The sequence below is a fragment of the Rhodococcus sp. DMF-1 genome (assembly GCF_021441945.1).
Taxonomy (GTDB): domain Bacteria; phylum Actinomycetota; class Actinomycetes; order Mycobacteriales; family Mycobacteriaceae; genus Rhodococcus; species Rhodococcus ruber.
In genome coordinates this window covers 3556423-3570122 of sequence record NZ_CP090442.1, presented here as the reverse complement: position 1 = coordinate 3570122, position 13700 = coordinate 3556423, and the positions used below count along the sequence as shown (strand labels likewise).

General features: G+C 72.0%; 11 protein-coding genes. 10 read left to right on the top strand and 1 reads right to left on the bottom strand.

Going from position 1 to position 13700, the window contains the following annotated elements; translation table 11 throughout:
* Window positions 1-4: 4 nt before the first annotated feature.
* The 6 genes from LZP97_RS16165 (at window position 5) to LZP97_RS16140 (ending at window position 7018) form a co-directional block, all read left to right on the top strand.
* Window positions 5-2197: an acyl-CoA dehydrogenase gene (locus tag LZP97_RS16165; RefSeq protein ID WP_040270143.1), complete on the top strand. Its 2193-nt coding sequence runs from the start codon at window positions 5-7 to the stop codon at window positions 2195-2197.
* Window positions 2194-3444 carry a lipid-transfer protein gene (locus LZP97_RS16160; protein ID WP_082335545.1) on the top strand — a complete coding sequence of 417 codons (1251 nt, stop codon included), beginning with the start codon at window positions 2194-2196 and terminating at the stop codon, window positions 3442-3444. The genes LZP97_RS16165 and LZP97_RS16160 overlap by 4 nt, the downstream gene beginning before the upstream one ends.
* A 2-nt stretch (window positions 3445-3446) precedes the next feature.
* Entirely contained in the window at window positions 3447-4319 is an 873-nt protein-coding gene (locus LZP97_RS16155; RefSeq protein ID WP_040270147.1) for a MaoC/PaaZ C-terminal domain-containing protein, read from the top strand.
* Entirely contained in the window at window positions 4316-4966 is a 651-nt protein-coding gene (locus tag LZP97_RS16150; protein WP_010596073.1) for a PaaI family thioesterase, read from the top strand. Before LZP97_RS16155 ends, LZP97_RS16150 begins: the two co-directional genes overlap by 4 nt.
* A gap of 10 nt (window positions 4967-4976) precedes the next feature.
* Window positions 4977-5765 (top strand): SDR family NAD(P)-dependent oxidoreductase, encoded by a 789-nt coding sequence (locus tag LZP97_RS16145; protein ID WP_017679874.1) that lies wholly within the window; start codon window positions 4977-4979, stop codon window positions 5763-5765.
* Window positions 5766-5893: 128 nt separating this feature from the next.
* Window positions 5894-7018 (top strand): biosynthetic peptidoglycan transglycosylase, encoded by a 1125-nt coding sequence (locus tag LZP97_RS16140; protein WP_017679875.1) that lies wholly within the window; start codon window positions 5894-5896, stop codon window positions 7016-7018.
* A gap of 68 nt (window positions 7019-7086) precedes the next feature.
* Here the strand turns inward: LZP97_RS16140 and LZP97_RS16135 are convergent, their stop codons facing one another.
* Window positions 7087-8751: a class I adenylate-forming enzyme family protein gene (locus LZP97_RS16135; protein ID WP_234574821.1), complete on the bottom strand. Its 1665-nt coding sequence runs from the start codon at window positions 8749-8751 to the stop codon at window positions 7087-7089.
* A gap of 218 nt (window positions 8752-8969) precedes the next feature.
* Here LZP97_RS16135 and LZP97_RS16130 point away from each other — a divergent pair, with 218 nt between their 5' ends.
* From LZP97_RS16130 to LZP97_RS16115, 4 genes are read left to right on the top strand one after another with little or no spacing between them, the layout of a single operon-like run.
* Window positions 8970-10163, top strand: a complete 1194-nt coding sequence (locus tag LZP97_RS16130) for an NADH:flavin oxidoreductase (protein WP_010596069.1) — start codon at window positions 8970-8972, stop codon at window positions 10161-10163.
* A 14-nt stretch (window positions 10164-10177) separates the two neighbouring features.
* A complete protein-coding gene (locus LZP97_RS16125; protein ID WP_099528056.1) occupies window positions 10178-11875 on the top strand; it encodes an AMP-binding protein in 1698 nt (565 codons plus the stop codon).
* Between the two features lie 3 nt (window positions 11876-11878).
* Window positions 11879-12745 (top strand): SDR family NAD(P)-dependent oxidoreductase, encoded by an 867-nt coding sequence (locus tag LZP97_RS16120; protein ID WP_048773239.1) that lies wholly within the window; start codon window positions 11879-11881, stop codon window positions 12743-12745.
* Window positions 12742-13626, top strand: coding sequence for an LLM class F420-dependent oxidoreductase (locus LZP97_RS16115; RefSeq protein WP_234574819.1), 885 nt, complete (start codon window positions 12742-12744; stop codon window positions 13624-13626). The genes LZP97_RS16120 and LZP97_RS16115 overlap by 4 nt, the downstream gene beginning before the upstream one ends.
* The last annotated feature ends 74 nt before the right edge of the window (window positions 13627-13700 follow it).

The window sequence follows — 13700 nt, the reverse complement described above, 5'->3', positions numbered from 1 at the left end:
CGACATGACCATTGGACTGACAGACGAGGACCGCGACCTGCGCGACGCGGTGCGCGGCTGGGCCGCCCGCCACGTCACCGCCGACGTGGTGCGCCAGGCCGTCGAAGCCAAGACCGACACCCGTCCCGCGTTCTGGGGCTCGCTCGCCGAACTCGGTGTGCTCGGGCTGCACCTGCCCGAGGAGGTCGGCGGCGCCGGCTTCGGTCTGGTCGAACTCGCGGTGGTCATCGAGGAACTGGGCCGGTCGATGGTGCCCGGCCCGTTCCTGCCGACCGTGCTGACCGCCGCGGTGCTGCGCGAGGCCGGCCGCACCGCCGAACTCGCCGGTCTCGCGGACGGCGCCACGCTCGCCGGCGTCGCCCTCGACCCGGGCACGTTGCGGGTGGGGCGCGGCTCGGCCGGCACCACCCTGTCCGGACGGTCCGGATTCGTCCTCGGCGGCCACACCGCCGACGTGCTGCTCGTCGCGGCCGAGGACGCCGGCAACCGCGCCTGGGTGCTGCTGCACCGCGACCGGGTCGACGTCGAGGATCTGCCCAGTCACGACGTGGTGCGCGGCAATTCGCAGTTCGAGGTGGACCGTCTGGCGCTCGGCGCCGACGACGTGCTGCGGATCGACCCGCAGCGCGTCACCGATCTCGCGGCCGCCCTGTTCGCGGCCGAGGCGTCGGGCATCGCGGACTGGTGCGTGCGCACCGCCGCCGAGTACGCCGCGGTGCGCCGCCAGTTCGGCCGCCCGATCGGCCAGTTCCAGGGCGTCAAGCACCGCGCCGCACGCATGCTCGCACTCGCCGAGCAGGCCCGCGTGTGCGCGTGGGACGCCGCCCGCGCCCTGACCCCCGGCGGTGCCGAGGCGGACGAGGCGTCCCTCGCGGCCGCCGTCGCCGGCGCCACAGCCCCCGAGGCCGCGTTCGCCGTGGCCAAGGACTGCATCCAGATTCTCGGCGGCATCGGCTACACGTGGGAACACGACGCGCACCTGTACCTGCGCCGCGCCCAGTCGCTGCGGATCCTGCTCGGTTCCACCGCGTCGTGGCGCCGGCGGGTCACCGACCTCACCCGCGGCGGCACCCGCCGCGTCCTCGGCATCGACCTGCCGCCGGAGGCGGAGCGGATCCGGGACGAGGTGCGCGGCGAACTCGCGCCCGCCGCCACGCTCGACGGCGCCGAACGCACCACGTACCTCGCCGAGAAGGGCTACACCGCACCGCATCTGCCCGCGCCGTGGGGCAAGGGCGCCGACGCGGTCACCCAGCTGGTGATCGCCGAGGAACTGCGCGCGGCGAGCCTGAGGCCGCACGACATGATCATCGGCAACTGGGTGGTGCCGACCCTGATCGAGCACGGCAGCCCGGAGCAGCTCGAGCGGTTCGTGCCGCCGTCGCTGCGCGGCGACATCGTCTGGTGCCAGCTGTTCTCCGAGCCCGGCGCGGGCTCGGACCTGGCGTCGCTGACCACGAAGGCCACCAAGATCGACGGCGGGTGGATCCTGCAGGGGCAGAAGGTGTGGACCTCGATGGCCCGCGACGCCCACTGGGGCATCTGCCTGGCCCGCACCGACGCCTCCGCTCCCAAGCACAAGGGCTTGTCGTACTTCCTCGTCGACATGCGCGGCAGCGAGGGTCTCGACATCCGCCCGCTGCGCGAGATCACCGGCGAGGCGCTGTTCAACGAGATCTTCATCGACAACGTCTTCGTCCCGGACGAGTGCCTCGTCGGCGAGCCCGGCGACGGCTGGAAGCTCGCCCGCACCACCCTCGCCAACGAACGCGTCTCCCTCTCGCACGACTCGTCCCTCGGCTCCGGCGGCGAGGCCCTGCTCGACCTGGCCGCCGAACTGCCCGGCGGACTCGACGACGAACAGGCCACCGTCCTCGGGAAGGTGCTGTGCGACGCGCAGACCGGCGGGCTGATGGCGTTGCGCACCACGCTGCGCTCCCTGGCCGGTGCCCAGCCCGGTGCCGAGTCCTCGGTCGCGAAGCTGCTCGGCGTCGAGCACATCCAGCAGGTGTGGGAGGTCGCGATGGACTGGGCCGGACCGCGTGCCCTGCTCGGCGCGCAGGACCGCCGGTCGGCGACGCAGATGTTCCTCAACTCCCAGTGCATGTCGATCGCCGGCGGCACCACCAACGTTCAGCTCAACATCATCGGGGAGCGCCTGCTCGGCCTGCCCCGCGACCCCGAGCCCGGGAAGTGAGCACCGCCGTGACGTCGGCGCGGCAGGGACGCCGCGTGTTCGTCGTCGGCGTGGGGATGACGAAGTTCGAGAAGATCGAGACCAGCGGCCGGGAATACCCCGAGATGGTCCGCGAGGCCGTCGACATGGCCCTCGGCGACGCCGGCATCGGCTACGGGCGGGTGCAGCGGGCCGCCGTCGGTTACGTGTTCCAGCCGTCCACCGCCGGTCAGCGCGCCCTGTACGAGGTGGGACTGACCGGCATCCCGATCGTCAACGTCGACAACAACTGCGCCACCGGCTCCACGGCGCTGATGACGGCGCGGGACTGGGTGCAGGGCGGGCAGGCCGACGTCGCGCTGGCCGTCGGGTTCGAGAAGATGACCCGCACCTCCCTGACCGGCACCGGCGAACTGCCGAAGGTCACCACGCTCGACCACCACCTGAACGTCATGACCGACCTGCACGAGTGGGGCACCGGCCCGATGACCGCCCAGCTGTTCGGCAACGCCGCGGTCGAGCACATGGAGCGCTACGGCACCACCGCCGAGCAGATCGCCGCCGTGGCGGTGAAGAACCACCGGCACTCGGTGCACAACCCCTACGCGCAGTTCCGCGACGAGTACACCCTCGAACAGGTGCTGGGCGACAAGATGATCCACGCGCCGCTCACCCGCTCGCAGTGCTCGCCCACCTCCGACGGCGCCGGCGCGGCGGTCCTGGTGAGCGAGGCCTTCGTGCGCGAGCACGGCCTCGAGGACCGGGCCGTCGAGATCGTCGCGCAGGCGTTGACCACCGACACCGGCGAATCGTTCGACAGCCGCTCGATGATCGACGTCGTCGGCGCCCCGATGACGGGAGCGGCCGCCGCCCGGGTGTTCGCCGAGTCCGGGCTCACCGTCGACGACGTCGACGTGATCGAACTGCACGACTGCTTCGCCATCAACGAGATCATCACCTACGAGGGGCTCGGGCTGTGCAGCCCCGGCGAGGGCGGCAAGCTCGTCGAGTCGGGTGCCACCACCTACGGCGGCCGGTGGGTGGTCAATCCGTCGGGCGGCCTGCTCTCCAAGGGCCATCCCCTCGGCGCCACCGGCCTGGCCCAGTGCGCCGAACTCACCTGGCAGCTGCGCGGCGAAGCCGGCGGCCGTCAGGTCGACGGCGCCCGCGTGGGCCTGCAACACAATCTGGGGCTCGGCGGCGCGTGCGTGGTGACGCTGTACCGGGCCGGAACCCTCACCGGAACCGCGGACGAGAAGGAGAACTGACCGTGCCCATCGACCCGAAGACCGCACTGTCCGCCGAACCCACTGTGCGCGAAGCGGTCTGGACCAACCGCGACGTCATGCTGTACCACCTCGGGCTCGGCGCCGGCGGCGACGGACTCGACCCGGCCGAGCTGCGCTGGGTGTACGAGAAGGACCTGCGGGTGCTGCCGACGTTCGCGATGGTGGCCGGCCAGGGCATCTCGGCCGGCGCGCTGAAACCGGCCGGCATGAACCTGCCCGGCATCGACATCGACCTGCGCCGCATCCTGCACGGCGGGCAGTCGCTGCAGCTGCACGCCCCCATCCCCGCCTCCGGGACGGCGCACATCTCGTCGCGCGTGGCGCACGTGTGGGACAAGGGCAAGGCCGCCGTCATCGTGCTCGAACAGGCGGCCACCACCCCGGAAGGTGCGCCGCTGTGGACCACCGGCATGCAGATCTGGGCCCGCGGCGAGGGCGGCTTCGGCGGCGAACCCGGCCCGGAGACGCCGCACACGGTGCCCGACCGCGACGCCGACACCGTCCTCGTCTCGCCCACCGGCACGCGGCAGGCCCTGCTGTACCGGCTCAGCGGCGACATGAACCCGCTGCACGCCGAGCCCGCGTTCGCGCAGGCCGCCGGTTTCGACCGGCCCATCCTGCACGGTCTGGCCTCCTACGGGATCGTGTGCAAGGCCGTCGTCGACGGCCTGCTCGACGGCGATCCGGCACGGGTGCAGAGCTACTCGGTGCGGTTCGCCGGCTCGCTGTTCCCGGGCGAGACCATCGAGACCGCCGTCTGGCACGACGGCGACCGGCTGACGTTGCTGGCGACCTGCCCGGAGCGCGACGGCGCCCCCGTCCTCACCCACGCCGTCATGGAGGTGCGTCCGTGAAGGTCGGAACCCATCCCACCGCCGCCACCCACGCCCACGGCACGGTGCTGACCTCGGCGCCGCAGGACGCGCCGGTGGACCGGGCGACCGCCGCCGCGCGCCGCGTCGTCGACGCCATGCTGCGCACCGACCGCGGCAACGCCAACCTCGACCGGGTCGCGGAGGAACTGAACAGCATCGCCGACCACCTCGAGGAACACGCCCCGGAGGTCGCCGAACGACTGATCGACATGTGGAACGGTGAGGGCGTCACCCGGCACGACCCGGTCACCGGCCCCGAGAACGCCATCGCCCCGCCCCTGGTCCTCGAGGGCCTCGAGGACGGCTCGGTGCAGGGCACGGTCACGCTGACGATGCCGTACCAGGGTCCGCCCGGGTGCGTCCACGGCGGGGTGTCGGCCCTGATCCTCGACCATGTGCTCGGCGTCGCCAACGCCTGGGGCGGCAAGTCCGGGATGACGGCGAAGCTCGAGACGAACTACCACCGGCCCACGCCGCTGTTCGAGCCGCTCGTCGTCACCGGCCGGCTCGTCTCCGTCGACGGCCGCAAGATCCGCACCGTCGGCAGCATCACGACGGCCGACGGACAGCTGTGCGTCTCGGTGGAGGGACTGTTCATCGACAAGACGGTTCCGCGTCCCCGATAGGAGAATCCGCATGGGAGCACTCGACGGTCGTGTCGCGCTGATCACCGGCGCCGGCATGGGCATCGGGCGCGGCATCGCCGCGGCGTACGCGCGGGAGGGCGCGGACGTCGTCGTCGCCGAGATCGACGAGCAGGCCGGCGATGCCACCGCCCGGTGGCTGCGCGACGAGTGGGGTGCGCGCGCCCACTTCGTGCGCACCGACGTCACCGACAAGGCCCAGGTCCACGCGGCGGTCGACGCCGCGGTCGAACGGTTCGGCCGTCTCGACGTCCTCGTCAACAACGCCTGGCGCGGCTCCGGGTACGCCCGGTTCGAGAACATGACCGACGAGCAGCTGCGTGCCGGGTTCGACACGGCCGTGATGGCGGCGTTCTGGGCGATGCAGCGGGCCCTCCCGGAACTCGAGCGCCACGGCACCGGCCGGGTGATCAACCTGTGTTCGCTCAACGGCGTCAACGCGCACATGTACTCCGTGCAGTACAACGCCGCCAAGGAGGCGCTGCGCACCCTCACCCGCACCGCGGCGCGGGAATGGGCGCCGAAGCAGATCTGCTGCAACGTGATCTGCCCCGGCGCGCAGAGCGAGGCGTTCCGGCGGGTGGCCGAGACCGACCCGCAGATGGCGGCGGCGTCGGCGCAGGCCAACCCGATGGGCCGAATCGGTGACTCGCTCGACGACATCGGACCCGTCGCGGTGTTCCTCGCGAGCGACGGTGCGCGCTACCTCACCGGCAACACCTTGTTCGTCGACGGCGGCGCGCACATCAACGGCGTCCAGTGGGCGCCGCGGGTGGACTGAGCATCCGGTCCCGACCCCCGAGACCGGCCCGTGACCGTCGGCGACGAAGATGAAGAGGTCGTGTCGGTGACCAGCGGGAGGCGTGTACAACGATGAGGCCGGGCAGGTGCGCAGCGTGCGGGCGGATCGTGGGTCCGTTCGAGCGGCGGGTCGACGGCCGGTGCACCCGGTGTGTCGCCGCCCGCCTCCGCGCCTGGGCGGCGGCCCCCGAGGTGCCGGTGCGCCGGGAACCGCAGGACCGCGGCCCGAAGCTGCGCCGGCTGCGTCGTCCCGCGGTGCAGTGGCCCCGCCGGTCCGAGCCGCAGCCTCGTCGCGAACCCGAGTACGCGGGAGTGCGTCGCCCCGAGCCGCCGTGGCCGCCCGTCGCCCGGCCCGGGCCGCCCCCGCTGCCGGCGCAGCCGCCCCGCAATCCGTGGCCGACGCGGGCGAAGCGGGCCGGCGCAGCGGTCGCGGCGCTCGTGCTGATCGCGCTGACGGCCACCGCGTCGCTGCGGGTGTGGACGCCGGCGTCGTCGCGGTTCATGCGCATCGACGACGGCCCGGTCACCTACCAGTACGTCTCGCTCGACCACGTCAGCCGCTACATCGTCGCCTCGGTGATCGCCCACGAGGACGACCAGATGGGTCTTCGTGCGCAGGCGTTCCACTGGGGCGACTACGCCGACCGCGCCCGCGCCCACCTGACGGGTGAGCCGCAGCAGACGTACTCGACGATCCCGCAGCAGCTCGCGAAGAACATGTTCTTCACCCCCGACCAGAGCGCGATCCGCAAGGCCGTCGAGACGGTGCCGTCGATCCTGTTGAGCAGCACCCTGCCCGACGCCCGCATCATGGAGCTGTACCTGAACTACGCGCAGTTCGGTCCCGACCTGTACGGGGTGTGCGCGGCCAGCTGGTACTACTTCGACACCGCGCCCTGGGAGATGTACCAGTACCACGCGATGCAGCTCGCGGGCATGCTGCCCAATCCGGAGGACGTCGTGCGCCTGCCCGGCGGGGGCGTCGCCACGCCACCGGACGCGCCGTATCCGAGCGCCGCGTTCCACATCAACGGTGCCGCCAACGTCGATCTGCCCGCCCGCTTCGCCGGCTGGGGCGGCTGGGAGAACATCGTCGCGTCGGTGGGCATCGAGGATTCGGCCGCCGACCACGCCGACGACCGGCCCAGCGCGGATTCGTGCTCGACGATGCCCGAGCCGGTGCGTCAGCGTCTGGCGGTCGAGGACCCCGGGTTCGTGTCCCGGTCGCAGTAGCCGCATCCGCGACCGGCGGTGCTTCTCGCGCGCGTGAGAACGCGCGCAAGAAGCACCGCCCCGCGCAACTAGATGCTGACCTCGCGACGCACCGTCTTGCCCGTCGCGTTGCGGGGCAGCAGGTCGGAGGTGATCCGCCAGCGGGTGGGAACCTTGAAGTACGACAGACGCTCGGCCGCGTACTCGCGCAGCTCCTCCTCCGTCACGCTCGCCCCCTCGGCGAGGACGACGACCGCCGCCACCTCCTGACCGAGGTCGGGGTGCGGGACGCCGATCACGGCGCACTCGCGCACGGCCGGGTGCTCGTCGAGGGTCTGCTCGATCTCGGTGGGGTAGACGTTCTCGCCGCCGCGCAGGATCAGGTCGGAGCGACGGCCCGTCAGGCGCAGCCGGCCGTTCTCGATGACGCCGTAGTCACCGGTGCGCAGCCACCGGTCCGGGGTGATCGCCGCGGCCGTGGCCTCCTCGTCCTCCCAGTAGCCGAGCATGACGAACGGGCTGCGCACGCACACCTCGCCTTCGACCCCGTCCGGCAGCCATTCGCCGAACGGATCGCGGATCTCGAGGCTCACCGTGATGATCGGCCGGCCCAGGGTGCCGGGGAACGCCTCGATGTCCTGCGAGTTGGCGACCGCGATGGCGGTGCTGCACTCGGTGAGCCCGTAGCTGTCGACGAGGGCGTCGCGCGCGAAGGGCACCTTCTCGCGCAGCCGGTCCTTGAATGCGATCGACGACGGTGCCGACGCGAGTGCGAACGCCGTCAGCGACGACAGGTCGTACTTGTCGAGGTTGTCGTGCTCGAGCAGCCGCGACGCCATCGTCGGCACCGCGCCCCAGTTGGTGACGCGTTCGCGTTCGATCAGGCTCAGCACCTTGTCCACGTCGAACGAACCCTGGTGCATGATCACCGCGCTGCCCGTCGCCAGCCGCGGGATCACCAGGTTGTGCAGGCTCGCGATGTGGAACAGCGGCGAGGTGAGCAGGTACCGCAGGTCGCTGGGGACGTCGTCGCTGTAGGTCCGGCCGGTGAACGCCGCGAGCAGGGCATCGCTGAACCGGTGGTAGTCGACGACCGCCAGCAGGTTGCGGTGCGAGTGCAGCGCGCCCTTGGGCCGGCCGCTGGTGCCGCTGGTGTAGAGGATGACCGACGGGTCGTCCTCGTCGATGTCGACGCGCGGCGGCTCGGCGCCGGGGTACTGCGCGATCAGCCGGGGCAGGTCCTCCTCCATCGTCAGGACCGTGATCCCGGTGGTGTCGACGTCCGCGAGGGCCTCGGCGCGCTTGGCGTCGACGACGAGGACCTTCGGCCGGCTGTGCTCGAGGCCGTACTCGATCTCCCGCGGCACCCACCAGCCGTTGAGCCCGACGGTGATCGCGCCGAGCGTCTGGCTCGTCCAGAACGCGATCACCCACTCCGGGGTGTTCGCGGCCAGGATCGCGACGCGATCGCCCTTCTCGACGCCGTAGTCGCTGCGCAGCGCCCGGGCGAGGGAGTAGGCGGCGGCGGCGTGCTCGGCGAAGGAGAGCCGGCGGTCGGCGGTGACGAGGTAGTCGCGGTCCCCCCAGCGCAGGGAGTCGGCGAGCAGCTCGCCCACGGCCTTGCCGCGGTTCTTCATCACCGGCATCGAGGCGCCGAGCACCTCTTCCTCGACGATCTCGAACCGGCCACCCGGGCCGGTCAGGCGGGAGACGACCTCGTCGAGGTACAGCCGGGGATCTGCGGACGCAGTCATGCGGGGGACCTTTCCTTCGTGTCACGTGAATACCGTGTCACCTGCGGCGATAGACCTGTGACCTCACCCTGGCCGCGGCCGCGTGTGAGGCGTGCCACTGCAATTTCTCACGTCGGGCCGTGGGTGCGGTAGTGGTTACCACTGAGCGGGACTCACCGTGATCCACCCGACAGCCGGGGCTACGTTCGGCGCAGAATCGCTGCCGGAGGAGCAACCGCATGTCCACATTTCTCGATACCCCGACGACAAGGATCGATCCCTTCGCCCCCGCGAAGCTCGGCCCGCTGACCCTGCGCAACCGGGTGATCAAGGCGGCCACGTTCGAGGGCCTGACCCCGAAGGGGCTCGTCACCGACGAGCTCATCGAGTTCCACCGCCGGCCCGCCGCCGGCGGCGTCGGCATGACGACGGTCGCCTACTGCGCCGTCGCACCCGACGGCCGCACCGCCCCCGGTCAGCTGCAGTGGACCGACGAGACCCGGCCCGGCATGCGCAAGCTCACCGACGCGATCCACAACGAGGGCGCCGCGGTCTCCGCGCAGATCGGGCACGCCGGTCCGGTCGCCGCTGCGAAGTACCTGGGCACCCCGGCCCTCGGGCCGAGCCGCGCCTTCCGCATGACGACCCAGAACTTCAGCAAGCCCGCCACCAAGGCGGACATCGCCCGCATCACCGAGGGCCACGCCGAGGCCGCGCGCCGCGCCGTCGAGGCCGGCTTCGACGCCGTCGAGATCCACTTCGGGCACAACTACCTCATCAGCTCGTTCCTGAGCCCGAAGATCAACAAGCGCAAGGACGAGTACGGCGGGTCGCTGGAGAACCGCGCCCGCTTCGCGCGGGAGGCCGCCCGCGCCGTCCGCGACGCCGTCGGCGACAAGATCGCGATCCTCGCCAAGCTCAACATGGACGACGGTGTGCCCGGCGGCTTCTGGCTCGACGAGTCGATCCAGGTCGCCAAGTGGCTCGAGGCCGACGGCTCGCTCGACGCCCTCGAGCTGACCGCCGGCAGCTCGCTGCTCAACCCGATGTACCTGTTCAAGGGCGACGCGCCGCTGCGCGACTTCGCCGCCGTGATGCCGCAGCCGACGAAGCTGGGAATCCAGTTGGTGGGCAAGCACTTCCTGCGTGAATACCCCTACCGCGACGGCTACCTGCTCGAGGACGCCAAGCAGTTCCGGTCGCAGCTGAAGATGCCGCTGGTGCTGCTCGGCGGCATCACCAACCGGGCGATCATCGACGAGGCGATGGCCGAGGGCTTCCAGTTCGTCGCCGCCGCGCGGGCGCTGCTGCGCGACCCGGACCTCGTCAACCGCATGCAGGAGGACGCGGACGCCGCGTCGCTGTGCAACCACTGCAACAAGTGCATGACCGCCATCTACGGGGGCACCCACTGCGTGCTCCGGACGGCGTGAAGGGAGCCGCAACGATGACGAGCACCGTGAACCCCGGCACCGCCGCGACGGAAGCGGGCGTGCAGCGCGCCACCATCGCCGAGATGCTGCTCGACCGCGTCGGCGACGACCGGCTCGGCCTGCGGACCCGGGAGCAGGACTGGACGTGGGACGCCGTGGTGCGCGAGAGCGCCGCGCGTGGCGCTCTCGCGCGGTCGCTGCGCGGCGACGGCCCGTTCCACATCGGGATCCTCCTCGACAACGTCCCGGACTTCCTGTTCTGGCTCGGCGGGGCCGCGCTGGCGGGCGCGACGGTCGTCGGCATCAATCCCACGCGCGGCGCGGCGGAACTCGAGGCCGAGGTCCGCTACGTGGACTGCCAGCTCATCGTCACCGACACCGCCGGGATGGCGAAGCTGCGCGGCCTCGACCTGGGCCTCGGCGAGGACCGCTTCCTGCTGATCGACGATCCCGGCTACGCGGCCCGCCTCGAGCGGGTGGAACCGGCGATCGCCGACGGCGTCGACGAGGACAGCCTGTTCCTGCTGCTGTTCACCTCCGGCACCACCGGCCGGTCCAAGGCCGTCAAGTGCTCCCAGGGCCGGTTGTCGCGGCTCGCGTACGCCAACACCGCCAAGTACGGGCACCACCGCGACGACGTGGACTACTGCTGCATGCCGCTGTTCCACGGCAACGCGCTGATGGCGCTGTGGGCCCCGGCCCTGGCCAACGGTGCGACGGTGTGCCTGACCCGCAAGTTCTCCGCGTCCGGGTTCCTGCCCGACGTGAAGTTCTTCGGCGCGACGTTCTTCACCTACGTCGGCAAGGCCCTGGCCTACCTGATGGCCACCCCCGAACAGCCCGACGACGCCGACAACCGGCTCGAGCGGGGCTTCGGCACCGAGGCCTCGCCGGAGGACAAGGCCGAGTTCGTGCGCCGGTTCGGCGCGGTGCTGTTCGAGGGGTACGGCTCGAGCGAGGGCGCCGGTTCGGTCCGGCTCGATCCGGCGGCGCCGGAGGGCGCGCTCGGCCGGCCCGCGCACGCCGGGATCGCGGTGGTGAATCCCGACACGTTCGCCGAGTGTGCCCGCGCGGTGCTCGACGAGCACGGCCGGGTGCTCAACCCGGACGAGGCGATCGGCGAGATGATCAACAAGGAGGGCGCCCGCGCCTTCGAGGGCTACTACAAGAACGACGTCGCCGACGCCGAGCGGATCCGCAACGGGTGGTACTGGACCGGCGACCTCGGCTACGTCGACGAGGCCGGCTTCATCTACTTCGCGGGCCGCAAGGGCGACTGGATCCGGGTCGACGGCGAGAACACCTCGGCGCTGATGATCGAGCGGGTCCTGCGCCGGCACCCGAAGGTCGTGACCACCGGTGTCTACGCGGTGCCGGACCCGCGGTCGGGCGATCAGGTGATGGCGGCGATCGAGGTCGCCTCGCTCACCGACTTCGACCCGGCCGAGCTCGCCGAATTCCTCACCGGCCAAGCCGATCTCGGGTCGAAGGCGATTCCCCGGTTCGTGCGGGTGTCGACGAACCTGCCGGTGACCGGCTCGAACAAGGTCCTCAAGCGCGAGCTGCAGGCGCAGCGCTGGCACACCACCGAGCTCGTGTACCGGTGGGTGGGACGCGGCGCGCCGGAGTACACCGCGATGAGCGAGGCCGACAAGGCCGCCCTGGACGAGGAATTCGCCGCACACGGCCGGCAGCGGCTGCTGAGCGTGTAGCCGATGCCCGGCACCCGCGTCGCCCTCGTCACGGGCGCCAGCCGCGGCATCGGACGCGAGACCGCCCTCTCGTTCGCCCGTGCGGGCTTCGACGTCGCCGTCACCGCCCGCACGGTCCGCGAGGGCCAGGGCGCCGTGCCGCCCCGCAGCCGCCGCGACGGCGACGAACCCATCGCCGTGCCCGGCAGCCTCGAGACCACCACCGCGGAGATCGAGGCACTGGGAGTGCGGGCGCTGCCCGTCCCGATGGACCTGCTCGACGTCGAATCGGTGCGCGGCGCGGGCCGGCGCGTCCTGGACGCGTGGGGCCGGGTCGACGTGCTGGTCGCCAACGCGTACGCGCAGACCGCGGGGAACATGGACCGGCTGCTCGACATCGACCTCGCCGACGCCGCCGCCATGATCGACGGCAACTACCTGCACCAGGTGGCGTTGATGCAGACGGTGCTGCCGGCGATGCTCGACCGCGGCAGCGGTGTGGTGATCGATCTGGTGTCCGGGTCGGCGGCGATCGACCCGCCCGCCCCACCGGGGGAGGGCGGCTGGGGCCTGTCGTACGCCGCGTCGAAGGCCGCGTTCGCCCGGATCGCCGGGATGATCAACGCCGAGTACCGGGGCCGCGGGATCCGGGCGTTCAACCTCAGCCCCGGGTTCGTCGTCACCGAGGCCGGCCGGGCCCGGGGCGGCACGCGCGCCGTCGAGGACGCCGGATTCGAGGCCGTGCCGGCGACGGTGCCCGCCGCCGCCGCGGTGTGGCTGGCGACCGCGCCCGAGGCGGACCGGCTGCTCGGCAAGGTGGTGTGGGCGCCGAAACTGATCGAGGAGACGACCGCTCGGGGAGCGGCGGCACGAGAGGACGGACGTACGTGAAGCTGGGTGTGGTGGTGCCGATCGAGCTGGGACACAGCGGGGACCCCGAGTGGATCCTCGAATTCGCGCGTGCCGCGGAGAAACTGGGGTTCGACGAGATCTCCGCCGTCGAGCACTCCGTGGTGATCGCGAACACCGGCAGCGCGTATCCGTACTCGCCGACCGGCAAGTCCCACCTGCCCGACGACTGCGACCTGCCCGACCCGCTCGAGCTGCTGTCGTTCGTCGCCGGTGCCACCACCGACCTCGGTCTCGCCACGGGCGTGCTGGTGCTGCCCAACCACCATCCGGTGGTGCTGGCCAAGCGCCTGGCCACCCTCGACCGGCTCTCCCGCGGCCGCGTCCGGATCTGCCTGGGGCTGGGCTGGATGCGGGAGGAGATCGAGGCGTGCGGCGGCGACTTCGACCGGCGCGGAAAGACCGCCGACGAGGCGATCGCCGTGATGCGCACCCTGTGGGCCGGCACCGACCCGGCGGGAGCGGACTTCGACGGCGAGTTCTACTCCTTCCGCGGCGCCCACAGCTGGCCGAAGCCGCACCGCGAGAGCGGGGTGCCGCTGTACATCGGCGGGCACAGCGCCGCCGCGGCCCGCCGGGCCGGTCGCCTCGGCGACGGATTCCAGCCGCTCGGCCTGGCCGGGGAGGATCTCGATCGGGCGATCGGGCAGATGCGCCGCGCCGCCGAGTCGGCCGGCCGCGATCCCGGCGCCGTGGAACTGGTGCTCGGGGCGACGCTGCCGCGGCTCGACGAGGCCCGCATCGACCGGGCCCGCGCCCTCGGGGCCACGCGGATGGTGCTGTCGGCGTCGCCGAAGGCCGGGACGCTGAACCGGGTCGTCGACGAGATGGCCGCCTGTGCCGAACGCCTCGGCCGGGTCTGACCGGGCGGTTCCCGCTGTCCGAGACGGTCCGCCCGCTCGGCGGCCCCGCTGACTAGCGTCCGAGGTCACAACGA